Annotated in this window: 19 protein-coding genes and 1 pseudogene; 12 read left to right on the forward strand and 8 right to left on the reverse strand. The window is 68.4% G+C overall.

Features of this window, described 5'->3' with window-relative positions:
• Nucleotides 1-38: 38 nt before the first annotated feature.
• The 5 genes and pseudogenes from WT53_RS07690 to WT53_RS07705 all read left to right on the forward strand — a co-directional run bounded on the left by WT53_RS07690 (nt 39) and on the right by WT53_RS07705 (nt 4,282).
• Nucleotides 39-866 carry a carbon-nitrogen hydrolase family protein gene (locus tag WT53_RS07690; RefSeq protein ID WP_034206468.1) on the forward strand — a complete coding sequence of 276 codons (828 nt, stop codon included), beginning with the start codon at nt 39-41 and terminating at the stop codon, nt 864-866.
• A gap of 85 nt (nt 867-951) precedes the next feature.
• Nucleotides 952-2,418 (forward strand): metalloprotease TldD, encoded by a 1,467-nt coding sequence (gene tldD, locus WT53_RS07695; RefSeq protein WP_034206467.1) that lies wholly within the window; start codon nt 952-954, stop codon nt 2,416-2,418.
• Between the two features lie 4 nt (nt 2,419-2,422).
• A pseudogene (locus tag WT53_RS34295) lies at nt 2,423-2,623 on the forward strand (hypothetical protein).
• 192 nt (nt 2,624-2,815) lie between these two features.
• Complete coding sequence (gene aroG, locus WT53_RS07700) at nt 2,816-3,889, forward strand: 3-deoxy-7-phosphoheptulonate synthase AroG (RefSeq protein WP_034206466.1); 1,074 nt, start codon at nt 2,816-2,818, stop codon at nt 3,887-3,889.
• Between the two features lie 123 nt (nt 3,890-4,012).
• Nucleotides 4,013-4,282, forward strand: a complete 270-nt coding sequence (locus tag WT53_RS07705) for a type II toxin-antitoxin system Phd/YefM family antitoxin (protein ID WP_034206465.1) — start codon at nt 4,013-4,015, stop codon at nt 4,280-4,282.
• Between the two features lie 67 nt (nt 4,283-4,349).
• On the opposite strand, the gene hmpA is transcribed toward WT53_RS07705, so the two are convergent.
• Together hmpA and WT53_RS07715 are read right to left on the reverse strand one after the other, a co-directional pair.
• A complete protein-coding gene (gene hmpA, locus WT53_RS07710) occupies nt 4,350-5,558 on the reverse strand; it encodes an NO-inducible flavohemoprotein (RefSeq protein ID WP_034206464.1) in 1,209 nt (402 codons plus the stop codon).
• Between the two features lie 94 nt (nt 5,559-5,652).
• A complete protein-coding gene (locus WT53_RS07715) occupies nt 5,653-6,204 on the reverse strand; it encodes a cob(I)yrinic acid a,c-diamide adenosyltransferase (RefSeq protein WP_034206463.1) in 552 nt (183 codons plus the stop codon).
• A gap of 136 nt (nt 6,205-6,340) precedes the next feature.
• On the opposite strand from WT53_RS07715, the gene WT53_RS07720 reads away from it, so the two are divergent.
• The 6 genes from WT53_RS07720 (at nt 6,341) to proC (ending at nt 13,486) form a co-directional block, all read left to right on the forward strand.
• A complete protein-coding gene (locus WT53_RS07720; protein WP_034206462.1) occupies nt 6,341-7,750 on the forward strand; it encodes an FAD-binding oxidoreductase in 1,410 nt (469 codons plus the stop codon).
• 37 nt (nt 7,751-7,787) lie between these two features.
• On the forward strand, nt 7,788-9,281 hold the full coding sequence (locus WT53_RS07725) for an FAD-linked oxidase C-terminal domain-containing protein (protein WP_034206461.1): 1,494 nt from the start codon (nt 7,788-7,790) through the stop codon (nt 9,279-9,281).
• A gap of 184 nt (nt 9,282-9,465) precedes the next feature.
• Nucleotides 9,466-10,554, forward strand: coding sequence for a glycolate oxidase subunit GlcE (glcE, locus tag WT53_RS07730; protein ID WP_059779250.1), 1,089 nt, complete (start codon nt 9,466-9,468; stop codon nt 10,552-10,554).
• Nucleotides 10,555-10,561: 7 nt separating this feature from the next.
• Nucleotides 10,562-11,788, forward strand: a complete 1,227-nt coding sequence (gene glcF / locus WT53_RS07735; RefSeq protein WP_034206459.1) for a glycolate oxidase subunit GlcF — start codon at nt 10,562-10,564, stop codon at nt 11,786-11,788.
• Between the two features lie 133 nt (nt 11,789-11,921).
• Complete coding sequence (locus tag WT53_RS07740) at nt 11,922-12,620, forward strand: YggS family pyridoxal phosphate-dependent enzyme (RefSeq protein ID WP_034206458.1); 699 nt, start codon at nt 11,922-11,924, stop codon at nt 12,618-12,620.
• Nucleotides 12,621-12,673: 53 nt separating this feature from the next.
• Nucleotides 12,674-13,486: a pyrroline-5-carboxylate reductase gene (gene proC / locus WT53_RS07745; protein WP_059779248.1), complete on the forward strand. Its 813-nt coding sequence runs from the start codon at nt 12,674-12,676 to the stop codon at nt 13,484-13,486.
• Nucleotides 13,487-13,593: 107 nt separating this feature from the next.
• Here proC and ubiA read toward each other — a convergent pair whose 3' ends face one another.
• The 6 genes from ubiA to recG all read right to left on the reverse strand — a co-directional run bounded on the left by ubiA (nt 13,594) and on the right by recG (nt 21,798).
• Complete coding sequence (gene ubiA, locus WT53_RS07750) at nt 13,594-14,457, reverse strand: 4-hydroxybenzoate octaprenyltransferase (protein ID WP_060259054.1); 864 nt, start codon at nt 14,455-14,457, stop codon at nt 13,594-13,596.
• 206 nt (nt 14,458-14,663) lie between these two features.
• Nucleotides 14,664-15,152, reverse strand: coding sequence for a non-specific DNA-binding protein DpsA (gene dpsA / locus WT53_RS07755; RefSeq protein WP_034206455.1), 489 nt, complete (start codon nt 15,150-15,152; stop codon nt 14,664-14,666).
• 120 nt (nt 15,153-15,272) lie between these two features.
• Nucleotides 15,273-15,443, reverse strand: coding sequence for a hypothetical protein (locus WT53_RS33810; protein ID WP_179948997.1), 171 nt, complete (start codon nt 15,441-15,443; stop codon nt 15,273-15,275).
• A gap of 110 nt (nt 15,444-15,553) precedes the next feature.
• Nucleotides 15,554-17,740, reverse strand: a complete 2,187-nt coding sequence (gene katG / locus WT53_RS07760) for a catalase/peroxidase HPI (RefSeq protein WP_059779246.1) — start codon at nt 17,738-17,740, stop codon at nt 15,554-15,556.
• Nucleotides 17,741-18,363: 623 nt separating this feature from the next.
• The gene (locus WT53_RS07765) at nt 18,364-19,323 is read right to left on the reverse strand and encodes a LysR substrate-binding domain-containing protein (RefSeq protein ID WP_006754461.1); all 960 of its coding nucleotides are present in this window, start codon (nt 19,321-19,323) and stop codon (nt 18,364-18,366) included.
• Between the two features lie 126 nt (nt 19,324-19,449).
• Entirely contained in the window at nt 19,450-21,798 is a 2,349-nt protein-coding gene (recG, locus tag WT53_RS07770; protein ID WP_060259058.1) for an ATP-dependent DNA helicase RecG, read from the reverse strand.
• A gap of 167 nt (nt 21,799-21,965) precedes the next feature.
• Here recG and queA point away from each other — a divergent pair, with 167 nt between their 5' ends.
• Nucleotides 21,966-23,033, forward strand: a complete 1,068-nt coding sequence (gene queA, locus WT53_RS07775; protein ID WP_034206452.1) for a tRNA preQ1(34) S-adenosylmethionine ribosyltransferase-isomerase QueA — start codon at nt 21,966-21,968, stop codon at nt 23,031-23,033.
• Nucleotides 23,034-23,144 lie beyond the last annotated feature (111 nt).

A 23,144-nucleotide genomic window follows, 5' to 3' on the forward strand; every position in this document is an offset into this window, starting at 1 on the left:
CCGGGCCGCACCCCATTTATGACGCAACCGATTCCGCGATGACCGACCACGCCCGTTCCGCCACGCCCTTCCGGGTCGCCGCGCTGCAGATGGTGAGCACGCCGGACGTCACACGCAATCTGGCCGAAGCGCGCCGCCTGATCGCGGAAGCCGCCGGCGAAGGCGCGCAGCTCGTGCTGCTGCCCGAGTATTTCTGCTTCATGGGTCACCGCGACACCGACAAGCTCGCGCTCGCCGAACCGTACCGCGACGGCCCGATCCAGCACTTCCTCGCCGACGCGGCGCGCCGCCACGGCATCTGGGTGATCGGCGGCACGCTGCCGCTGAAGGCGCCGGAGCCCGATCGCGTGCTGAACACGACGCTCGTGTTCGATCCGTCCGGCCACGAGGCCGCGCGCTACGACAAGATCCACCTGTTCAACTTCGAGAAAGGCGACGAATCGTTCGACGAGGCGCGCACGATCCGCGCGGGCGACACGGTCGTCGCGTTCGACGCGCCGTTCGGGCAGGTCGGCCTGTCGGTCTGTTACGATCTCCGCTTTCCGGAGCTGTACCGCCGCATGGGCGACTGCGCGCTGATGGTCGTGCCGTCGGCGTTTACGTATACGACGGGCCGCGCGCACTGGGAAACGCTGCTGCGCGCGCGGGCCGTCGAGAACCAGTGCTACGTGCTCGCGGCCGCGCAGGGCGGCAAGCACGAGAACGGCCGGCGCACGTGGGGCCACAGCATGCTGATCGACCCGTGGGGCGAGATCGTCGCGGTACGCGACGAGGGCGCCAGCGTCGTGCTCGGCACGATCGATCCGCAACGCATCGCCGACGTACGCCAGAGCCTGCCCGCATGGCGGCACCGCGTGCTGACCTGAATCCGCCGCACCGCTTGACATGCCGTGCGGCCCACCCGTCTGCACGGCAGCACCCGACAACTTTTTGAGAACTCCCGATATCCGCATGAACATCATCGAACCCGGCATCCGCAACCTAGCGCTGGCGAAGGACATCCTGCTCACGCCGTACGGCCTCGACGAAAGCCTGCTCACGCGCACGATCGCCGACATCTTCACGCATCGCGTCGACTACGCGGACCTGTACTTCCAGGCGACCCGCAGCGAAGCGTGGAGCCTCGAGGAAGGCATCGTCAAGTCGGGCAGCTTCAGCATCGACCAGGGCGTCGGCGTGCGCGCGGTCGCGGGCGACCGCACCGCGTTCGCGTATTCGGACGACCTGTCGCCCGAAGCGATCGCGCAAGCCGCCGCCGCGACCAAGGCGATCGCGGCAGCCGGCGGCGGCCGCCAGAAGATCAGGGCAGCCACGTCGCTGACGGGCATCTCGGGCCGCGACCTGTACCTGCCGTCCGACCCGCTCGCGTCGCTCGACGCGACGGCCAAGGTCAAGCTGCTCGAACGCATCGAGCAGATGGCGCGCGGGCGCGACCCGCGCGTCACGCAGGTGATGGCCGGGCTCGCCGGCGAATACGACGTCGTGCTGGTCGCGCGCAGCGACGGCGCGCTCGCGGCCGACATCCGGCCGCTCGTGCGCGTGTCGGTCACGGTGATCGCCGAACAGAACGGCCGCCGCGAGATCGGCTCGGGCGGCGGCGGCGGCCGCTTCGACTACGGCTACTTCACCGACGAAGTGTTGTCGCGCTACGTCGACGACGCCGTGCACGCGGCGCTCGTGAACCTCGACGCCCGCCCCGCGCCGGCCGGCGCGATGACGGTCGTGCTCGGGCCGGGCTGGCCGGGCGTGCTGCTGCACGAGGCGATCGGCCATGGCCTCGAGGGTGACTTCAACCGCAAGGGCTCGTCCGCGTTCGCGGGCCGGATCGGCGAGCAGGTCGCCGCGAAGGGCGTGACCGTCGTCGACGACGGCACGCTGCCGAACCGCCGCGGCTCGCTGAACATCGACGACGAAGGCAACCCGACGCAGTGCACGACGCTGATCGAGGACGGCATCCTGAAGGGCTACATCCAGGACACGCTGAACGCGCGCCTGATGAAGATGCCGGTCACGGGCAACGCGCGGCGCGAATCGTACGCGGCGCTGCCGATGCCGCGCATGACGAACACCTACATGTTGAACGGCGACAAGGATCCGCAGGAAATCATCGCGTCGGTGAAGAACGGCCTGTACGCGGTGAACTTCGGCGGCGGCCAGGTCGACATCACGAACGGCAAGTTCGTGTTCTCGGCGTCCGAGGCGTACATGATCGAGAACGGCAAGATCACCTACCCGGTGAAGGGCGCGACGCTGATCGGCAGCGGCCCGGAATCGCTGAAGTACGTGAGCATGATCGGCAACGACATGTCGCTCGACACGGGCGTCGGCGTGTGCGGCAAGGAAGGCCAGAGCGTGCCGGTCGGCGTCGGTCAGCCGACCCTGCGGATCGACAAGATGACGGTCGGCGGTACGGCATAACCGCATCGCGGCGCAGACAATCCGCGCATTTTGACGAAAACGCGCGGATTGTCCGCATTTTTGACGATTCCCGGTTGCCAGCCGTCCGGGGACGGGGTATAAATTCCGAATCAACTTTTTGACGAGCCGAATTTCCGTCATGTCCGCCAAGTTTTACTTTTACTTTTTTTGGTATCTCAGACCGCTGGCGGATCGAGAGGGTTGATGGCGCGTGAAGCGCAACCGAAATTCCCGAAAAAACCGCCGGCGAACCCGGCGGTTTTTTTTCGCCCTTCGCCAGCCGGTCGTCGCCGCAGCGGTCCCGCGGCCCCGACCGACACCACCGAATTGCCCGAATCGATGAATCCGCCGCACGCGCACTGACCGAACGGCGCCCCGGAAAACCAGGAGAAACAGCATGCCCCCGCACAACACCGACGACGTCCGCATTCGCGAACTCAAGGAACTGACGCCGCCCGCCCACCTGATCCGCGAATTCGCGTGCTCCGAAGCCGCGTCCGAGCTGATCTACCACTCGCGCCAGTCGATGCACCGCATCCTGCACGGGATGGACGACCGGCTGATCGTCGTGATCGGGCCGTGCTCGATCCACGACACGAAGGCGGCGATCGAATACGCGGGCCGGCTGGTGAAGGAACGCGAGCGCTTCAAGGGCGAACTGGAAATCGTGATGCGCGTGTACTTCGAAAAACCGCGCACGACGGTCGGCTGGAAGGGGCTCATCAACGATCCGCACCTCGACAACAGCTTCAAGATCAACGAAGGGCTGCGCACCGCGCGCGAGCTGCTGCTGCAGATCAACGAAATGGGGCTGCCGGCCGCGACCGAATACCTCGACATGATCAGCCCGCAGTACATCGCCGACCTGATCTCGTGGGGCGCGATCGGCGCGCGCACGACCGAGTCGCAGGTGCACCGCGAGCTCGCGTCGGGGCTGTCGTGCCCGGTCGGCTTCAAGAACGGCACCGACGGCAACGTGAAGATCGCGGTCGACGCGATCAAGGCCGCGTCGCAGCCGCATCATTTCCTGTCGGTGACGAAGGGCGGCCATTCGGCGATCGTGTCGACGGCCGGCAACGAGGATTGCCACGTGATCCTGCGCGGCGGCAAGACGCCGAACTACGACGCGGACAGCGTGAACGCCGCCTGCGCGGACATCGGCAAGGCCGGCCTCGCCGCGCGCCTGATGATCGACGCGAGCCACGCGAACAGCTCGAAGAAGCACGAGAACCAGATCCCCGTGTGCGCCGACATCGGCCGCCAGATCGCGGCCGGCGACGAACGCATCGTCGGCGTGATGATCGAGTCGCACCTCGTCGAGGGTCGCCAGGACCTGAAGGAAGGCTGCGCGCTGACCTACGGCCAGAGCATCACCGACGCGTGCATCGCGTGGGACGATAGCGTGAAGGTGCTCGAAGGCCTGGCGGAAGCCGTGAAGGCGCGCCGGGTCGCGCGCGGCAGCGGCAACTGAACGACGCCGGCAGGCTGACCGTATGGCGCAGCCTGCCGGCGCATTGGCCATGCGGCCAGCCTGCGGTTGGCGTGTCATTCCGCTAGACCAGCGAACATTGGCTGGCTGACCAGAGAAGCGACTATGCCGACCGTCAACATGCACGACGCCAAGTTGCGGCTTTCAAGCCTCGTCGAAGCGCTCGAATTGGGGCTTGAATCCGAAATCGTGATCGCCCGCAATGGCCATCCGGTCGCCCGAATCGTGCCTTACGCCGCGCCGAAGCGGATCGGCGCGGCGCGTCAGCTGCTTGCCGGATCGAACATCCCGACCGGCGTCGAGGCATTCAATGCGGGCGACGAATCGATCGCTGCCGACTTCGATGCCAGCGCGGACCAGGAACTCGCGCCGTAAAGCTGCTGCTCGATACGCAATCGCGCTCTGAGCGGCGTTGCGTGGGCCGAAACCGGCCGTCGGATCCTCACTCGAGCGCGCCCGACCCGAAGATCTCGGTATTCACGCGTTCCGGCGCGACGCCGAGCGCGACGAGCGCGTCGCGCTGCGCCTTCATGAACGCGATCGGCCCGCAGATGTAGTAGTCGGCGTCCGGCACCAGCGCGTACTGCTGCACGCGTTCCGGCGTGAGGCGCCCTTCGAGATCGTGATCGATGCCGAGACGATCGTGCGGGCCGACCAGCTCGTACAGCACCGTTCGCTTGACGTTCGCGTGCTCGCCGACGGTGTCGTTCAGCCAGTCGCGGAACGCGTGCACCGCGCCCGAACGGCATGCGTGAATGAACCGCACGTCGCGCTTGCTGCCTTCGGCGACCAGCGTCGATGCCATCGACATCATCGGCGTGATGCCGACCCCGCCCGAGATCAGCACGACCGGCGTAGCCACGTCGCGCTTCAGCGAGAAGTCGCCCATCGGTGCGGTCACCTCGACGATCGCGCCCTCTTCCACGCCGTCGTGCATCAGCGTCGATACCTTGCCGGCCGGGATCGCTTCGGCCTTGCCGGCCTCGCGCTTCACCGAGATGCGCAGCCACTTGCCGTGCGGCGCATCGGACAGGCTGTACTGGCGCGGCTGGTCGACGCCGAGATCGCCGATGAAGCGCTTCACGGTGATGTACTGGCCCGGCTCGAACGTCGGCGCCGCGCCGCCGTCGGCGGGCGTCAGGTAGAACGACGTGATCTCGTCGCTTTCGCGCACCTTGCGCGCGACCTTGAACGGACGGAAGCCGCTCCACGCGGCGTTCGCGTACAGATCGGCCTCGGCGCCGATCATGATCTGCGCGAGCTGGCCGTACGCGACGCGCCACGCTTCGAGCGTGGCGGCATCGACCGCGTCGCCGAGCACTTCGACGATCGACGCAAGCAGGTTCTCGCCGACGATCGGGTAGTGCTCGGGGCGAATGTTCAGGCTCGCGTGCTTGTGCGAGATGCGCGCCACCGCGCCGCCGAGCGCGCCGAGGTTGTCGATGTTGGCCGCATACGCATAAACGGCCTTCGCGAGCGTTTCGGGCTGGCTGCCGGTCTTCTGGTGCGTCTGGTTGAACAGGTTCTTCAGTTCCGGATGACGCGCGAACATGCGCTGATAGAAATGCTTCGTGATCGTCGCGCCGTGCTCGGCGAGGACGGGGGCCGTGGCCTTCACACGGGCCATCTGGTCAGCGGTGAGGTGGGTCATGTGCGTTCTCCGTTAAACATGCTCATACAATACATGTTTAAAAACGAACGCCCGCCGGACAAATTGTCGCAGCGCGCAAAAACGTGGCGGCGCGCTAGCGGACGCGCCCGCGCTCCCACAGCACGTCGGCGCCGCCGCCGGCGCGGTTCAGCACGCGCGCCAGCACGAACAGCAGGTCGGACAGCCGGTTCACGTACCGCCGCGGGGCATCGTTGAGCGCGTCGCCGCGCCCGAGCGCGACGATCGAGCGCTCCGCGCGGCGGCACACGGTTCGGCAGACGTGCGCGAGCGATGCGGCGCGCGAGCCGGCCGGCAGGATGAATTCCTTCAGCGGCGGCAGCGTCGCGTTGTAGTCGGCGAGCCACCGGTCGAGGCGCGCGAGATGCGTATCGTCGAGCACCGTATGGCCGGGAATGCACAGCTCGCCGCCGAGATCGAACAGGTCGTGCTGGATCGTGACGAGCGCCGTGCGCACGTCGTCCGGCAACGGCTCGGCCAGCAGCACGCCGAGATTCGAGTTCAGTTCGTCGACGTCGCCGATCGCGGCGATCCGCGCGTCGTCCTTGCCGATGCGCCGCCCGTCGCCCAGCCCGGTGGTACCGTCGTCGCCCGTGCGCGTCGCGATCTTGCTCAAGCGGTTGCCCATGCGAATGTCCTCTCGTGCGCGGCCGCCACGCGGCCCGGTTGGCTGGAACGCGATTATCGCAGCCCGCGGCGGCAGGCGCAGCGGACGTTACAGCGTAGAATGAGCCGACAGCATGAAAAGTAGTCAGGAGACATTCGTGAATCACCCTGCCCCGCCGGCCGCCACGCGCCGCCCGCTGCCCCCCGCCATGCTCGATGCGCTGCGCGCCGCTTTCGGCGAGCGCGTGTCGACCGCCGACGCGGTTCGCGCCCATCACGGCCGCGACGAATCCCCGTTCGATCCGCAACTGCCCGACGCCGTCGTGTTCGCGCGCAGCACCGACGACGTGCGCGAAGTCGTGTCGCTGTGCTCGCTCTACGGCGTGCCGCTGATCCCGTACGGCGCCGGTTCGTCGCTCGAAGGCCACCTGCTCGCGGTGCGCGGCGGCGTGTCGCTCGACCTGTCGGACATGAACCGCGTGCTGTCGATCAACGCCGAAGATCTCACGGTGACGGTCGAGCCGGGTATCACCCGCAAGGCGCTCAACGAAGCGTTGCGCGACACCGGCCTGTTCTTCCCGATCGATCCGGGCGCCGACGCGAGCATCGGCGGGATGACCGCGACCCGCGCGTCGGGCACCAACGCCGTGCGCTACGGCACGATGCGCGAGAACGTGCTCGGCCTGAGCGCGGTGCTCGCGGACGGCCGCGTGGTGAAAACCGGCTCGCGCGCGCGCAAGTCGTCGGCCGGCTACGACCTCACGCGGCTGTTCGTCGGGTCCGAAGGCACGCTCGGCGTGATCACCGAGATCACGCTGCGCCTGCATCCGCTGCCCGAGGCCGTGTCGGCCGCGATCTGCACGTTCCCGACGATGGGCGACGCGGTCCGCACGGTGATCGAGACGATCCAGATCGGCGTGCCGATCGCGCGCGTCGAATTCGTCGACGCGCTCGCGGTGCGCTCGATCAACCGTCACTCGAACCTGACGCTGACCGAAGCGCCGACGCTGTTCTTCGAATTCCACGGCACCGACGCCGGCGTGAAGGAACAGGCCGAACTCGTGCAGGCGCTCGCCGGCCAGCATTCCGGCCAGGGCTTCGAATGGGCGACGCGCCCCGAGGATCGCACGCGGCTCTGGTCCGCGCGCCACAACGCGTACTTCGCGATGCTGCAGTTGAAGCCCGGTTGCCGCGCGGTGACGACCGACGTGTGCGTGCCGATCTCGCAGCTCGCCGCGTGCGTCGAGGAAACCGAGCTCGACCTGCGCGCGTCGTCGCTGCCCTGCCCGATCGTCGGGCACGTCGGCGACGGCAATTTCCACGTCGCGATCCTGATCGATCCCGACAAGCCCGAGGAACTCGCCGAAGCCGAACGCATCAACGACCGGATCGTCGAGCGCGCGCTGCGCCTGGGCGGCACCTGCACGGGCGAGCACGGCGTCGGGCTGCACAAGATGCGCTTCCTGCCGAAGGAGCACGGCGACAACGCCATCGACACGATGCGCGCGATCAAGCTCGCGCTCGATCCGCGCAACCTGATGAATCCGGGCAAGATTTTCACGTGCTGACACGGCGGCGCGACGCCGCGCCCACGCAGGAGACCTCATGAACGCTCCCGTCGAACTGTCGAGCGCCGCACGCGCGCAGCGCCAGCGCGAAGTCGTGCAGGCGCTGATGGCCGTGCTGCCGACGCACTGCCTGCTGTACCGCGACGAGGACACGGCGCCGTACGAATGCGACGGCCTGTCCGCGTACCGCCGGCTGCCGCTCGCGGTCGCGTTGCCCGAGACGGAGTCGCAGGTGCAGCGGATCGTGCAGATCTGCCGCCGCATGGAAGTGCCGATCGTGCCGCGCGGCGCCGGCACCAGCCTGTCGGGCGGCGCGCTGCCGATCGCGCTCGGCGTCGTGCTGTCGCTCGCGCGCTTCACGCGCATCGTCGAAGTCGACCCGTACGCACGCACGGCGACCGTGCAGCCCGGCGTGCGCAACCTCGCGATCTCGGAAGCGGCCGCGCCGTACGGCCTGTATTACGCGCCCGATCCATCGTCGCAGATCGCCTGCACGATCGGCGGCAACGTCGCGGAAAATTCCGGCGGCGTCCACTGCCTGAAATACGGGCTGACCGTGCACAACGTGATGCGCGTGCGCGCGGTGACGATCGACGGCGAGATCGTCGAGTTCGGCTCGCTCGCACTCGACATGCCGGGCCTCGATCTGCTTGCCGTGATGATCGGCAGCGAAGGGATGTTCGCGATCGTCACCGAGGTCACGGTGCGACTGATCCCGAAGCCGCAGACCGCGCAGCTCGTGATGGCGAGTTTCGACGACGTCGTCAAGGGCGGCGAGGCCGTCGCGGCGATCATCGCGTCGGGCATCATCCCGGCCGGGCTCGAGATGATGGACAAGCCGGCGACGCAAGCCGTCGAGGCGTTCACGCACGCGGGCTACGACCTCGACGCGAAGGCGATCCTGCTGTGCGAATCGGACGGCACGCCCGAAGAAGTCGCCGAGGAAATCGTGCGGATGACGGCCGTGCTGCGCGAACACGGCGCGACGCGCATCCAGGTGTCGCGCAACGAAAGCGAGCGGCTGCGCTTCTGGTCCGGCCGCAAGAACGCGTTCCCGGCCGCCGGCCGCATTTCCGCCGATTACTACTGCATGGACGGCACCGTGCCGCGCCGCGCGATCGGCCCGCTGCTCGCGCGCATCGAGCAGCTCGAAACGCGCTACGGGCTGCGCTGCATCAACGTGTTCCATGCGGGCGACGGCAACATGCATCCGCTGATCCTCTACAACGCGAACGATCCGGACGAGCTGCACCGCGCCGAGCAGTTCGGCGCGGAGATCCTCGAATGCTGCGTGGAATTCGGCGGCAGCGTGACGGGCGAGCACGGCGTCGGTATCGAAAAGCTCAATTCGATGTGCGTGCAGTTCTCGCCGCAGGAGCGCGATGCGTTCTTCGCGGTCAAGCGCGCATTCGATCCGGCCGGGCTGCTGAACCCGGACAAGGGCATCCCGACCCGCGCGCGCTGCGCCGAATACGGGCGCCAGCACGTGCGCGGCGGGCTGCTGCCGCACCCCGACCTGCCGCGCTTCTGAGCGGCGCGCGCGGGTCGCGGCCCGCACCGGCGGCCGCGGGGCGCGGGTCCGCCGTGCCCGCGCGGCGCGTTCGCGTGCCGGCCGCACATGCCGGCTGCGGGACTGGGCTTAGGGATAGTCGCGATGTGGAATCGCGCCACCCCGGTACAATCGACCGGACAACGAGACGAGAAAGCAACGGAACATGGAAGAGGACGACATCGTCGCCGGATGGGCCGAGCGCATCCGCGCCGCCAGTGCCGACGGCCGGCCGCTGCGGATCCGCGGCGGCGGCACCAAGGACTGGTACGGCCAGGCGCTCGAGGGCGAAATACTCGACACGCGCGCGTTTCAAGGCGTCGTGTCGTACGACCCGGCCGAACTCGTCGTCACGGTCCGCGCAGGCACGCCGCTCGCGCAACTTGAAACCGTCCTCGCCGAGCACGGCCAGATGCTGCCGTTCGAGCCGCCGCACTTCGGCCGTTCGGCCACCGTCGGCGGCTGCGTCGCGGCCGGCCTCGCGGGCCCGCGCCGCGCCACCTGCGGCGCACCGCGCGATTTCGTGCTCGGCACCACGCTGATGAACGGTCGCGGCGAAACGCTGCGCTTCGGCGGGCAGGTCGTGAAGAACGTCGCCGGCTACGACGTGTCACGGCTGATGGCCGGCGCGCTCGGCACGCTCGGGCTCATGCTCGACCTGTCGATCAAGGTGCTGCCGATGCCTGTCGCCGAAGTCACGCTCAAATTCGAGATGACCGCGACCGACGCGGTGCGCAAGCTCAACGAATGGGGCGGCCATCCGCTGCCGGTCAGCGCGAGCGCGTGGCGCAACGGCACGCTCGTGCTGCGCCTGTCGGGCGCGGAAGCCGCCGTGAAATCCGCGAAAACGCTGCTCGGCGGCGAAGTCGTCGACGCGGTCGAGGCCGAGCGCTTCTGGTCCGGCCTGCGCGAGCATACCGATCCGTTCTTCAACGGCATCCCGCCCGGCTACGCGCTGTGGCGCCTGTCGCTGCCGTCGATCACCGAACCGATGCATCTGCCCGGCACGCAGTTGATGGAATGGGGCGGCGCGCAGCGCTGGTGGATCACCGACGCCGACGCGCAAACCGTGCGCATGAGCGCGAAGCAGGCCGGCGGCCATGCGACGCTGTTCCGCGCGGGCGACACCTACGACCGCAGTGCGGGCGTGTTCACACCGCTGCCCGCGCCGATGATGAAGATCCACCGCGGGCTGAAGAGCGCGTTCGATCCCGCGCGCATCTTCAATCGCGGCCGGCTGTACCCGGAACTTTGAGGGCAGGATGCAAACGAACCTCGCCGATTTCATCCGCAATACGCCCGACGGCGACGAGGCCGACGCGATCCTGCGCAAGTGCGTGCACTGCGGGTTCTGCACCGCGACCTGCCCGACCTATCAACTGCTCGGCGACGAACTCGACGGCCCGCGCGGACGCATCTACCTGATCAAGCAGATGGTCGAAGGCGCGCCCGTCACGCGCAGCACGCAGCAGCACCTCGACCGCTGCCTCACCTGCCGCAGCTGCGAGACGACCTGCCCGTCCGGCGTCCAGTACGGCCGGCTCGTCGAGATCGGCCGCAAGCACGTGGAGGCGCAGGTGGAACGCCCCGCGCAGCAGCGGCTCATGCGCCGCGTGCTCGCGAGCGTCGTGCCGAACGCCGCGCTGTTCTCTCCGGCGATGCGGCTCGGCCAGCACGTGCGGCCGCTGCTGCCGAAGCGGCTACGCGACAAGGTGCCGCCGCGCACGCGGCTGCTCGAATGGCCGCACCGCACGCATACGCGCAAGATGCTGATGCTCGGCGGCTGCGTGCAGCCGTCGATGCTGCCGAACATCAACATCGCGACCGCACGCGTGCTCGACGCGCTCGGCATCGAGACGGTCGTCTCGCCTGACGCGGGCTGCTGCGGCGCGATCCGCCTGCATCTGAACTATCACGACGAAGCGCTCGACGACGCGCGCCGCAACATCGACGCGTGGTGGCCCCACGTCGAACAGGGCGCCGAGGCGATCGTGATGAATGCATCGGGCTGCGGCGCGACGGTGCTCGAATACGCGCACCTGCTGCGCGACGATCCGGCCTATGCGGAGAAAGCGCAACGCATCGTGTCGCTGACGCGCGACATCTCCGACGTGCTGCTCGCGTTCGAGGCCGAACTCGCGACGATCGCCCGGCGCCGCGCGATCCATACGGTCGCGTACCACCCGCCGTGCACGCTGCAGCACGGGCAGCAGTCGCGCGGCAAGGTCGAGCGCCTGCTCGAGACGCTCGGCATCGACGTGCGGCTGCCGGCCGACAGCCATCTGTGCTGCGGCTCGGCCGGCACCTACTCGCTGACGCAGCCGTCGCTGTCGTACCGGTTGCGCAAGCAGAAGCTGCTGAAGCTGCAGGCGCTCGAACCGCAGATGATCGTATCCGGCAACATCGGCTGCATCGCGCATCTGCAAAGCGGCACGCAGGTGCCGGTCGCCCACTGGATCCAGCTCGTCGAGCACTTGCTGTACGGCTAGGCTAGCGCCCGTTCACGCATGACGGGCAGGCGCGCGGCGTCCGTATAATGAGCGGATCGATGCGCCGCGGATCGCTGCGCATCGGCTTCATGCCCGTTTCCGCGCTGCTTGCGTGCCTGCTTCCGTGCCCGTCATGTCCGATCTCGCCGCCCGTCTCGACTCCGTTCACCGCCGCATCGCCGACGCCGCCCGCGCGGCCGGCCGCGATCCCGCCACCGTATCGCTGCTCGCCGTGTCGAAGACGTTTCCGGCCGACGACGTGCGCGCCGCGCATGCAGCCGGGCAGCGCGCCTTCGGCGAGAACTACGTGCAGGAGTCGATCGACAAGATCGACGCGCTCGCCGACCTGCGCGCGAGCCTCGAATGGCATTTCATCGGGCCGCTGCAATCGAACAAGACGCGCCCCGTCGCCGAGCGCTTCGACTGGGTCCATTCGGTCGACCGGCTGAAGATCGCGCAGCGCCTGTCGGAACAACGCCCCGCGCACCTGCCGCCGCTCAACGTATGCGTGCAGGTGAACATCAGCGGCGAGGCGTCGAAGAGCGGCGTCGCGCCGGCCGACGTGGCCGAGGTCGCGCGGGCGGTCGCCGCGCTGCCGTCGCTGCGGCTGCGCGGCCTGATGGCGATTCCCGAGCCGGCCGCCGACACCGACGCGCAGCGCGCGCCGCACCGCGCGCTGCGCGCGTTGTTCGACGCGTTGCGCGCCGACGGCCTGCCGCTCGACACGCTGTCGATGGGCATGTCCGCCGATCTCGACGCGGCCGTGCTCGAAGGCGCGACGATCGTGCGCGTCGGCACCGCGATCTTCGGCGCGCGCGACTACTCGCGCTGAACGCCGCGTTCTTTTCCGCCTTTCCGTTCACTCACTCGCTCATTCCCGACATCATGAAAATCGCATTCATCGGCGGCGGCAACATGGCCGCGGCCCTGATCGGCGGCCTGATCAAGCGCGGCGTCGCCGCGGACGGCCTGTATGCCGTCGACATCAACGAAGACGTCCGCGCGCGCGCCGCGCAGCAATTCGGCGTGCGCACCGGCGCGGCCGTCGACGCAACGCTCGCCGATTACGACGCGATCGTGCTCGCGGTGAAGCCGCAGGTGCTGAAGGACGTCGCGCAGGCGCTCGCGCCGCACCTGAAGTCGCAGCTCGTGATCAGCATCGCGGCCGGCATCCGCGGCACGGATCTCGCCCGCTGGCTCGGCGGCTACGCGCGCGTCGTGCGCACGATGCCGAACACGCCGGCGCTGGTCGGCATGGGCGTGACCGGCCTGGCCGCGCTGCCGGGCGTCGACGCGGCAGGCCGCGAACTCGCGTCGAGCGTGCTCGGCGCGGTCGGCGAGATCGTGTGGTTCGACGACGAATCGCAGCTCGACGCGGTCACGGCGATTTCGGGCAGCGGCCCCGCATACGTGTTCTATTTCATCGAAGCGCTGCAGGAAGCCGCGCGCCGTCTCGGCATGAACGACGAACAGGGCCGCGCGCTCGCGGTCGCGACGTTCGCGGGCGCCGCGCAACTGGCCGCGCAATCGGGCGAGCCGGCGAGCGTGCTGCGCGAACGCGTGACGTCGAAGGGCGGCACGACGGCCGCCGCGCTCGCGGCGTTCGACGCGCAGGGCGTGAAGGAAGCGATCGTGCGCGGCGCGCTCGCAGCCGACGCGCGCGCGAAGGAAATGGGCGACGAGCTCGGCCGCGCGTAAGCGCGACAACGGCGCCGGTTTGGCCGGCGCCGGACGTAAAAAAAGCGACCGTCGGGTCGCTTTTTTCGTTGGCGCCGCCCGCAAAGGCGCGACATGTCGGGGGGCGCTCAGCGAGCGGCCAGCAGGTAATGCGCGGCGATGCCCGCGAACAGCACGCCGCCGAGCCAGTTGTTGTGGCGGAACGCCGCGAAGCACGGCATCCGTTCGCGACCCTTGATCAGCGTGTAGTGATACAGCGCGCAGCCGAGCGCAGCCGCCCAGCCGGCCCAGTATGCGAGGCCGAAGCCGAGCGCCACGCCGATCCACACGTAGATGCCGAGCGTCACCGCGTAGCACGCCATCACGGCCGCAACGTCGAAGCGGCCGAACGTCAGCGCGGACGTGCGGATGCCGATCTTGATGTCGTCGTCGCGATCGACCATCGCATATTCGGTGTCGTACGCGACCGACCAGAAGATGTTCGCGACCAGCATCACCCACGCCAGCATCGGCACCGTGTCCTGCACGGCCGCGAACGCCATCGGGATGCCGAAGCCGAACGCGATGCCGAGATACGCCTGCGGAATCGCGAAGAAGCGCTTCATGAACGGATAGGAGCCGGCGACGAACAGCGCGACGACCGACAATTCTTTCGTCAGCGTATTGAGCGGCAGGATCAGCAGGAACGCGACGAACGACAGCCCGACCGCGATCGCGACGGCCTCCCATGCGCGGATCTTGCCCGACGTCAGCGGCCGGTCGGCCGTGCGCTTCACGTGGCGATCGAAATCGCGGTCGGCGTAATCGTTGATCGCGCAGCCGGCCGAGCGCATCAGCAGCGTGCCGAGCGTGAAGATCACGAGCAGCGGCCAGCGCGGCTTACCGTCCGATGCGATCCACAGCGCGTTGAGCGTCGGCCACAGCAGCAGCAGGCTGCCGATCGGCTTGTCCATCCGGACGAGCCGCAGATACAGGGGAAAGCGGGCAAGCATGGCGAAGCACCAGGAAGAGAATCCCGGCATTTTAGAGCCGAGCGGCGCTGCGCGTCATGTCGGCGCGACCCGCAGCCCACGGTCGCGGCGGGCGGGCCGGCCGCCGCGGCCCGCTGCGCACGGCCGCGCGGCGTCGGACATCGATCCAGGGACAGATTCGGCGCCGGCCCGCCCGGGCCCGGCATGACGCGCCAGCGGCTTCGGGCTCACGCGAGCAGCGACCGCAGCATCCATGCGGTCTTTTCGTGCGTCTGCAGGCGCTGCGTGAGCAGGTCGGCGGTCGGCTCGTCGCTCGCCGCATCGGCGATCGGGAAGATTTCGCGCGCGGTGCGCACGACCGTCTCGTGCCCTTCGACGAGCTGGCGGATCATCTCCTCGGCGGCCGGCACGCCCTTCGCTTCCGGCACCGACGACAGTTTCGCGAAATCGCCGAACGTGCCGGGCGCGACGACGCCCAGCGTGCGAATGCGCTCGGCGACGGAGTCGACCGCGAGCCATAGTTCGTTGTACTGCTCCTCGAACATCAGGTGCAGCGTGTTGAACATCGGTCCGGTCACGTTCCAGTGGAAATTGTGGGTCTTCAGGTACAGCGAAAACGTATCGGCGAGCAGGCGCGACAGGCCCTCCGCGATGTTCTTGCGGTCCTTGTCGCTGATGCCGATGTTGATCTGCGTGGCGTTGCCTTTCTTGGCCATCTTCGGGACTCCTCATTCGAAATGTCGAACCGGCGAAAATGCATCGGGCAATCCGCATGCCGCATCGCGCGGCATCCGTTCGCGACTCGCCAGTCTAGCGTCGCGAATCCGTTGCCGCCCTCAACCGCCGGCGGCCGACACGACCGGCGCGAGCGCGTGCAGCGCCTGCGAGGCCAGCTCCGCCGCTCCGCCGACGACGATCGCGAAGCCGACGACGTAGCGCGCCAGCTCCACCGGCGATCGCAGAATGGGCAACGCGGCCGCGCGCATGTCGAGCATCATTTGCGTCATGGTCGTCACTCCTTTGACAAGACATCGTTCAGGGAAGAAACGGCCGGTCGCCGGACCGGCCGTTTCACGTTACTGCATCACCGCATCACCGCATCGGGATGCGGCCGGGTTCATGCGAGGTCGAAGCGGTCGAGGTTCATCACCTTGTTCCAGGCCGCGACGAAATCGCGCACGAACTTCTCCTTCGCGTCCGCGCTGCCGTACACCTCGGCCAGCGCACGCAGTTGCGCATGCGAACCGAAGATCAGGTCGACGCGCGTGCCCGTCCACTTGAGCTCGCCCGTCGCGCGATCGCGCCCTTCGAACACGTCGTTCGCGGCCGACACCGGCTTCCATTCCGTGCCCATGTCGAGCAGGTTCACGAAGAAGTCGTTCGTCAGCGTTTCCGGACGATCGGTGAACACGCCATGCTTCGCATCGCCGGCATTCGCACCGAGCACGCGCAGGCCACCGACGAGCACCGTCATCTCCGGTGCGCTCAGCGTCAGCAACTGGGCCTTGTCGACCAGCAGCGCCTCGGCCGGCGTCTTGTACGCGTGCTTCAGGAAGTTGCGGAAACCGTCGGCGAGCGGCTCGAGCACGGCCATCGCGTCGACGTCGGTTTCTTCCTGCGAGGCGTCCATCCGGCCCGGTGCGAACGGCACGGTGACCGCGATACCCGCGTTCTTCGCGGCCTGCTCGACGCCGGCCGCACCGGCCAGCACGATCAGGTCGGCCAGCGACACCTTCTTGCCGTCCGTCTGCGCATCGTTGAACGCCTTCTGCACGCCTTCGAGCGTTTCGAGCACCGCCGCGAGTTCGGCCGGGCGGTTCACTTCCCAGTCCTTTTGCGGCGCGAGGCGGATGCGCGCACCGTTCGCGCCGCCGCGCTTGTCCGAGCCGCGGAACGTCGACGCGGACGCCCAGGCGGTCGACACGAGCTGCGACACCGACAGGCCCGTCGCCAGCACCTTCGCCTTCAGCGCGGCGACGTCGGCGGCGTCGATCAGCGGGTGATCGACGGCCGGGATCGGGTCCTGCCACAGCAGGTGTTCCGCCGGTACTTCCGGGCCGAGATAACGGGCGCGCGGACCCATGTCGCGGTGCGTGAGCTTGAACCACGCGCGTGCGAACGCGTCGGCGAATTCGTCCGGGTTCTCGTAGAAGCGGCGCGAGATCTTTTCGTAGGCCGGGTCGAAACGCAGCGACAGGTCGGTCGTCAGCATCGTCGGACGATGCTTCTTCGATGCGTCGTACGCGTCCGGAATGATCTCGTCCGCATCCTTCGCGACCCACTGGTGCGCGCCCGCCGGGCTCTTCGTGAGCTCCCACTCGTAGCTGAACAGGTGCTTGAAGAAGTCGTTGCTCCACTTCGTCGGCGTCGACGTCCACGTGACTTCGAGACCGCTCGTGATCGTGTCCTTGCCCTTGCCCGTGCCGAACGTGCTCTTCCAGCCGAGGCCCTGCTGCTCGAGGCCCGCGGCTTCCGGCTCGGGACCGACGTTCGAGGCCGGGCCGGCGCCGTGCGTCTTGCCGAACGTGTGGCCGCCCGCGATCAGCGCGACCGTTTCCTCGTCGTTCATCGCCATCCGCGCGAACGTCTCGCGGATGTCGTGCGCGGCGGCGACCGGGTCGGGGTTGCCGTCCGGGCCTTCGGGGTTCACGTAGATCAGGCCCATCTGCACCGCGGCGAGCGGGCTTTCGAGCTCGCGCTTGCCCGTGTAGCGGCTGTTCGGGCCGCCGCTCAGTTCCAGCCAGATCTTTTCCGAGCCCCAGTAGACGTCGTCCGGTTCCCACGTATCGACGCGGCCGCCGGCATAGCCGAACGTCTTGAAGCCCATCGATTCGAGCGCGACGTTGCCGGTCAGGATCAGCAGGTCGGCCCACGAGATGTTGCGGCCGTACTTCTGCTTGATCGGCCACAGCAGGCGGCGCGCCTTGTCGAGGCTCACGTTGTCCGGCCAGCTGTTGAGCGGCGCGAAGCGCTGCTGCCCGCCGCCCGCGCCGCCGCGGCCGTCGGCCGTGCGGTACGTGCCGGCGCTATGCCATGCCATGCGCACGAACAGGCCGCCGTAGTGGCCGAAGTCGGCCGGCCACCAGTCCTGCGACGTCGTCATCAGCGCGTGCAGGTCCTGCTTCACCGCGGCAAGATCCAGCTTCTTGAACGCCTCGGCGTAGTCGAAATCCGCGTCCATCGGATCGGACAGCGCCGAATGCCGATGCAGGACGTTCAGGTTCAGCTGATTCGGCCACCAGTCCTTGTTCGTCGTGCCGCTGCCTGCGGTGTGGTTGAACGGGCACTTCGTTTCGTTCGACATGCTTTTTTCTCCTTCACTGGCTCGTAGGCCCCCACGTGCCGGGCGCGGTTCGTGGAGCGTTGCGGGGGGTAAGAAACGGAACAGGCGGGTCCTCCTGTCGTACTACGGGATGTCGTGCGCGGCCCTGGACACGCGTTCCCGTTGCCGTGCGCCGCAGGCGGGGCACTCGGGGAAGCGGCTGCCGGTAGCCGTCGTACCGGCGACGCGGGCGGTTTTTCGGATATCGGACATGCGATGCTCCCTCAAGGCTCGACGGCAGGTGATTCGGGGGAACACTGGACCGGCGTGCGGCGGCACTCATCCGCCATACACACGGTCCGCCAGGTACGCGAACGCAATCGGGCGCAGGCCGCGAACCGCCGCCCTGGCGCGATGTACGACCGTGTCGCGCGACGGGATGTTCCGCTGCGCGTGCTTCAATACCGACCGCATCATGACATCCTCCTTTGACGCTTGCATCCAACGTGCATCTCGCCCATCGGCTCGACATCGATCCATGTAGAGGATTCTATCTATATCTATCAATTATTTGAATTTGATAAATTTCATCTATGCGATAGGGAAAAATAAACGGGGTCACACGACCCCGTTCATCACGCTGCCACAGACGCCTCGTCGGCACGTCAGTTCATCGTGGCCGGCATGTCGAGCTTCGCGACGCCCGGCAGCTCGCATGCGGCAATCGCGTCGCTGATCGCGTCGATCGCCGGCATCCGCGTGAAGCTCTTGCGCCACACGAGCACCACGCGGCGGTCGGGCACCGGTTCGTTGAACGGCACGTACGACAACAGCTCGGCGTCGGGGCCGTTCGCGCGCGGGCCGATCTCGGCGACCGACATCCGCGGCAGCACGGTGATGCCGACGCCGCTCGCGACCATGTGGCGAATGGTTTCGAGCGACGAGCCCTCGAACGTCTTCTGGATGCCGTCGGCCGTCTGCGAGAAGCGCATCAGTTCCGGACACACGCCGAGCACGTGATCGCGGAAGCAGTGGCCGTTGCCGAGCAGCAGCATGGTTTCCTGCTTCAGATCCTCGGCGTCGATTTCGTCGCGCTTCTCCCACGGATGGCCGGCCGGCAGCGCGACGACGAACGGCTCGTCGTACAGCGGCCGCACCATCAGGCCGGTTTCGGGGAACGGCAGCGCCATGATCGCGGCGTCGATCTCGCCCTGCTTCAGCAGTTCGAGCAGCTTCAGCGTGTAGTTCTCCTGCAGCATCAGCGGCATCTGCGGGACACGCTGGATCATCTGCTTGACGAGCGTCGGCAGCAGGTACGGCCCGATCGTGTAGATCACGCCGAGGCGGAACGGGCCGACGAGCGGGTCCTTGCCCTGCTTCGCGATCTCCTTGATCGCGAACGTCTGCTCGAGCACGCGCTGCGCCTGGGTGACGATCTGGTCGCCGATCGGCGTCACGCTCACTTCGCTCGCGCCGCGCTCGAAAATCTGCACGTTGAGCTCGTCTTCGAGCTTCTTGATCGCCACCGACAGGGTCGGCTGGCTCACGAAGCACGCTTCGGCCGCGCGACCGAAATGCCGCTCGCGCGCGACCGCGACGATGTACTTCAATTCAGTCAGGGTCATTGTGGGTCAATCAGAGATATACAGGCGATAGGTTTAATTTATACACCCTCTGACCCAGGTTCGCCAAGTTTCTCTGCATCTCGATGCGTCGAGTGGCGGCCTCCGATCCGGCCCCAAGCAGGTCGATCAGGCCTTCAGATACTGCTCGCGCGCGCCGAGCCAGCGCGCGAGATGCTGCGTGACGACCTCCGGATACGCGGCAATCAGCCGCGCCGCGGCCTCGCGGGCAGGATCGATCAGCCAGCCGTCGGTCTCGAGGTTCGCAAAGCGCAGCATCGCCGCACCCGACTGGCGCGCGCCGAGGAATTCGCCGGGGCCGCGGATTTCGAGGTCGCGCCGCGCGATCTCGAAACCGTCGGTCGTCTCGCGCATCGTCTTCAGCCGCTCGCGGCCGGCGATCGACAGCGGTCCGGTGTACAGCAGCACGCACACCGACGCCGCGGTGCCGCGCCCGACGCGGCCGCGCAACTGGTGCAGCTGCGCGAGGCCGAACCGCTCTGCGTGCTCGATCACCATCAGCGACGCGTTCGGCACGTCGACGCCGACTTCGATCACGGTCGTCGCGACCAGCAACTGCACTTCGTTGCGCGTGAACGCTTCCATCACGGCCGCCTTGTCGGCCGGCGACAGGCGGCCATGCACGAGGCCGACCTTCAACTCGGGAAGCGCCGCGGCCAGCGTCTCGTAGGTTTCGACGGCCGTCTGCAACTGCAGCGTCTCGCTCTCCTCGATCAGCGGGCACACCCAATACACCTGGCGCCCGGTCAGCGCGGCCTCGCGCACGCGGGCGATCACTTCCTCGCGCCGCGCGTCGCCGACGAGGCGCGTCAGCACGGGCGTGCGGCCGGGCGGCAACTCGTCGATCGTCGATACCTCGAGGTCCGCGTAGTACGTCATCGCGAGCGTGCGCGGAATCGGCGTGGCCGACATCATCAGCTGGTGCGGCTGAAAGTCGCGCGCGCCGTTGGCGGCATTCGCGGCCTTCGCGCGCAACGCGAGACGCTGCTCGACGCCGAAGCGGTGCTGCTCGTCGACGATCACGAGGCCGAGCCGCGCGAATTCGACCGTGTCCTGGATGATCGCGTGCGTGCCGATCACGAGCTGCGCGGTGCCGAGCGCGGCGGCCTCGATCGCCGCGCGTTTCTCCTTCGCCTTCAGGCTGCCCGCGAGCCATGCGACCGTGACGCCGAGCGGCTCGAGCCATGCGCGCAGCTTGCGCGCGTGCTGTTCCGCGAGGATTTCGGTCGGCGCCATCAGCGCGGCCTGGTAGCCGGCGTCGATCGCCTGCGTGGCGGCCAGCGCCGCGACGACCGTCTTGCCGCTGCCGACGTCGCCCTGCAGCAGGCGCTGCATCGGGTGCGGGAGCGTGAGGTCGTGCGCGATCTCGTCGACGACGCGCGCCTGCGCGCCGGTCAACGTGAACGGCAGCGCCGCGTAAAGGCGCGCGGTCAACGCATCGGTATCGGTCGCGGCGCGGCGCGGCATCGCGGGCGCGGCGCGGGTGCGGCGCTCCTCGTGCGCCCGCTTGAGCGACAGCTGCTGCGCGAGCAGCTCCTCGAACTTGATGCGCGTCCATGCCGGATGCGAGCCGTCCATCAGCGCGGCTTCGTCGGAATCGACGCCCGGGTGGTGCAGGATCCGCACGGCCTGCGCGAGCGTCGGCACGCCGAGCGGCTTCAGGTAATCGCGCTCGATCTCGGGCGGCAGCAGCTCGGGCAGCGGCGTGCGCTCGACCGCGTTCTCGATCGCCTTGCGCAGATACGCCTGCGACACGCCGGCCGTGCTCGGGTAGACGGGCGTGAGCACCTGCGGCAGCGGCGCATCGGCTTCGACGACGCGCACGGCCGGATGCACCATCTCCATCCCGAAGAAGCCGCCGCGCACGTCGCCGCGCACGCGCAGCCGCTGGCCGACGGCCATCTGCTTGACCTGCGAGCCGTAGAAATTCAGGAACCGCAGCACGAGTTGCTCGCCGTCATCGTCCTGGATCTTCACGACGAGCTGGCGGCGCGGCCGGTACGCGACCTCGTTGTCGAACACGACGCCTTCGGTCTGCGCGATGCCGCCCGGCAGCAGTTCGCCGATCGGCGTGAGCGTGGTTTCGTCCTCGTAGCGCATCGGCAGATGCAGCACGAGATCGATCGAGCGCGTGAGGCCGAGCTTCGCGAGCTTGTCGGCGGTTTTCACCGGCTTGTCGGCGGCCGGCTTCTTCTTGCGCTTCGTGCCGGATGAGCCGGGTGCGCCCGCTTCCGCCGCTTCGTCGCCGTCCGCGCCGGGTTCGACGCCGGCCGCGGCGGCGGCCGGCTGCGCGAGCCGCCCGTCGGCGCCGCGCTTCGGGCCCGCGCGACGCGATGCCGCGCCACGCGGCGCGGCGCGCTCGCCCGCGGCTTGCGCGGGCGGCACGGCATCGTCCGCGTCGAACGGATCGGCGGAATCGGCAACGGCGGCGGAGGAGCGGCGGGGTGATACGGGCATCGGATCGTCTGAGTGCTTCGCAAGGCAAGTACAATAGCGGCTTTCACGTCGTCCGAACGAACGACGCCGGCCAGGCCGCGCATCCCGCCATCATAGCGGCTCGCGCGCGCCGTTTACGCGTTTCCGCCCTGTCGGCGGCGCCCGCCGGCCGCTTCGAACCAGCCCGCATGTTCACGCTTTCCGATTTCGATTTCAATCTGCCGCCCGAGCTGATTGCACAGACCGCGCTGCCCGATCGCACCGCGAGCCGCCTGCTCGAGGTCGACGGCACCGCCGAGCCCGCACGCCTCGTCGACCGCCGTTTCGCCGAGCTGCCGTCGTGCATCGCGCCGGGCGACCTGCTCGTGTTCAACGATACCAAGGTGCTGAAGGCGCGGTTCTTCGGCCAGAAGGCCAGCGGCGGCAAGATCGAGGTGCTGATCGAACGCGTGACGGGCACGCACACGGCGCTCGCGCAGATCCGCGCGAGCAAGTCGCCGGGCGCCGGCACGACGCTGCGCCTCGCGGACGCGTTCGACGTGACGGTCGGCGAGCGCGTCGAACCGTTCTTCACGCTGCACTTCCCCGCGCCGTGCCTCGACCTGATCGAGCAGCACGGCCGCCTGCCGCTGCCGCCGTATATCGAGCACGACGCCGATGCGACCGACGAAACGCGCTACCAGACCGTCTACGCGAGCAACCCGGGCGCGGTCGCGGCGCCGACGGCCGGGCTGCACTTCGACCAGACGCTGCTGGAGAAGCTCGACGCGATGGGCGTCGAGCGCGCGACGCTGACGCTGCACGTCGGCGCCGGCACGTTCCAGCCGGTGCGCGTCGAGAACATCGCCGAGCACAAGATGCACAGCGAGTGGTACGACCTGCCGCAGTCGCTCGTCGACAGGATCGCCGCGACCCGCGCCCGCGGCGGCAACGTGATCGCAGTGGGCACGACGTCGATGCGCGCGCTCGAAGCCGCGGCGCGCAGCGCCGACGAAGCCGGTCGCCCGCTCGCGGCGACGCAGGCCGAGACCGACATCTTCATCACGCCCGGCTACCGTTTCCGCGTGGTCGACCGGCTCGTCACGAACTTCCACCTGCCGAAGTCGACGCTGCTGATGCTGGTGTCCGCGTTCGCGGGCGTCGAGACGATCCGCGCCGCGTACCGGCACGCGATCGAAGAACGCTACCGCTTCTTCAGCTACGGCGACGCGATGCTGCTCACGCGACGCGACACGCCGGAGGCGCCGCGCGCGTAAAGCACAGCGGGCGCGACGGCCCGCGCACCACGCGGCCGCCGTTGCATCGCGACGCCCGTATTCCCGCTGCGCGCGCTACGCTTTTGCGCGCACCCGCTTTTCCCCGCCGCC

The sequence above is a fragment of the Burkholderia sp. MSMB2157WGS genome (assembly GCF_001532755.1).
In the GTDB taxonomy this organism is placed as follows: domain Bacteria; phylum Pseudomonadota; class Gammaproteobacteria; order Burkholderiales; family Burkholderiaceae; genus Burkholderia.

Bases quoted from the DNA above. Each gene is read 5' to 3' on its own strand.
- WT53_RS07690 (WP_034206468.1), top strand. From the start codon at position 39: ATGACCGACCACGCCCGTTCCGCCACGCCCTTCCGGGTCGCCGCGCTG.
- tldD (WP_034206467.1), top strand. From the start codon at position 952: ATGAACATCATCGAACCCGGCATCCGCAACCTAGCGCTGGCGAAGGAC.
- aroG (WP_034206466.1), top strand. From the start codon at position 2,816: ATGCCCCCGCACAACACCGACGACGTCCGCATTCGCGAACTCAAGGAA.
- WT53_RS07705 (WP_034206465.1), top strand. From the start codon at position 4,013: ATGCCGACCGTCAACATGCACGACGCCAAGTTGCGGCTTTCAAGCCTC.
- hmpA (WP_034206464.1), bottom strand. From the start codon at position 5,558: ATGACCCACCTCACCGCTGACCAGATGGCCCGTGTGAAGGCCACGGCC.
- WT53_RS07715 (WP_034206463.1), bottom strand. From the start codon at position 6,204: ATGGGCAACCGCTTGAGCAAGATCGCGACGCGCACGGGCGACGACGGT.
- WT53_RS07725 (WP_034206461.1), top strand. From the start codon at position 7,788: ATGAACGCTCCCGTCGAACTGTCGAGCGCCGCACGCGCGCAGCGCCAG.
- glcE (WP_059779250.1), top strand. From the start codon at position 9,466: ATGGAAGAGGACGACATCGTCGCCGGATGGGCCGAGCGCATCCGCGCC.
- glcF (WP_034206459.1), top strand. From the start codon at position 10,562: ATGCAAACGAACCTCGCCGATTTCATCCGCAATACGCCCGACGGCGAC.
- WT53_RS07740 (WP_034206458.1), top strand. From the start codon at position 11,922: ATGTCCGATCTCGCCGCCCGTCTCGACTCCGTTCACCGCCGCATCGCC.
- proC (WP_059779248.1), top strand. From the start codon at position 12,674: ATGAAAATCGCATTCATCGGCGGCGGCAACATGGCCGCGGCCCTGATC.
- ubiA (WP_060259054.1), bottom strand. From the start codon at position 14,457: ATGCTTGCCCGCTTTCCCCTGTATCTGCGGCTCGTCCGGATGGACAAG.
- dpsA (WP_034206455.1), bottom strand. From the start codon at position 15,152: ATGGCCAAGAAAGGCAACGCCACGCAGATCAACATCGGCATCAGCGAC.
- WT53_RS33810 (WP_179948997.1), bottom strand. From the start codon at position 15,443: ATGACGCAAATGATGCTCGACATGCGCGCGGCCGCGTTGCCCATTCTG.
- katG (WP_059779246.1), bottom strand. From the start codon at position 17,740: ATGTCGAACGAAACGAAGTGCCCGTTCAACCACACCGCAGGCAGCGGC.
- WT53_RS07765 (WP_006754461.1), bottom strand. From the start codon at position 19,323: ATGACCCTGACTGAATTGAAGTACATCGTCGCGGTCGCGCGCGAGCGG.
- recG (WP_060259058.1), bottom strand. From the start codon at position 21,798: ATGCCCGTATCACCCCGCCGCTCCTCCGCCGCCGTTGCCGATTCCGCC.
- queA (WP_034206452.1), top strand. From the start codon at position 21,966: ATGTTCACGCTTTCCGATTTCGATTTCAATCTGCCGCCCGAGCTGATT.